Genomic DNA, 926 nt, shown 5'->3' on the forward strand with positions numbered 1-926 from the left:
TGCGCTCGAACTCGTCCCACGAGATGTAGCCTTCATGGGCCTGAGGGATGAGCACCTGCCAGTCGGACCTCGGCATCTTCTGCTGTACGGACTTAAGCTTGGCATTATAGACCGTGCGGGTGCGTCCATGCGAAAGCACCAGCGTATCGTGGATTGTGCAAAATCTGGATCACGCGAGAATGGTCGATCGCGCTCCACAGCACGTCGCCCTTGCCGATGCCGCGACGGACACGCCGGGGAAACAGGATCTTCTCGCTGCGCAGGCGGCGCACGACCGCACAGGCTGTGCCCACCTCCCGGAAGGTATCAAACAGCATGCGCACCGTGTCCTGGATCTGGCGATCCGGATCGAGCACCACGCGCATATCAGGCGTGTAGACCAGTCCGATCGGCAACGGCAACTCGAGCTCGCCACGACGCGCCTTGTTGAGAATGCCGCCTTGCAGTCGAGACTTCAGGATGTGCAGTTCGGCCTCGCTCATCGTGCCCTTCAGGCCGAGCAGCATACGATCGTTGAACGACGCCGCGTCGTAAACGCCATCTTCGTCCATGATGAGCGTGCGCGACATGGCGGCCAGTTCCAGAAGGCGATGCCAGTCCGCATTGTTGCGAGCCAGGCGAGACACTTCCAGCCCCAGCACGATCCCTGCGTGCCCCATCGCGACCTCGCTCACCAAGCGCTGAAATCCGTCGCGGTCCTGCGACTGTGCACCGGAAAGGCCGAGGTCGTTGTCGATGACGTGGACACGCTCAATCGGCCAACCCAGCGCCACCGCGCGGTCCCGCAGTGCATATTGCCGCTTCGTGCTCTCGGTGTTCTCAAACACCTGACGAAGGGAGGACTGGCGGACGTAGAGAAACGCATCGCGCCGCAGGTGATCGGCGCTAATCTTCATGGCATTATCAGTAGACATGGCTTCCTCCTG

The 926-nt window shown here is 61.3% G+C and carries 1 pseudogene; it reads right to left on the reverse strand.

The features are described 5' to 3' along the window. Positions 1-914: pseudogene (locus tag IB277_RS37605) on the reverse strand (recombinase family protein); the annotation flags it as partial. Positions 915-926: the final 12 nt, after the last annotated feature.

Source organism: Ensifer sp. ENS07 (genome assembly GCF_014852185.1).
Taxonomy (GTDB): Bacteria; Pseudomonadota; Alphaproteobacteria; order Rhizobiales; family Rhizobiaceae; genus Ensifer; species Ensifer adhaerens.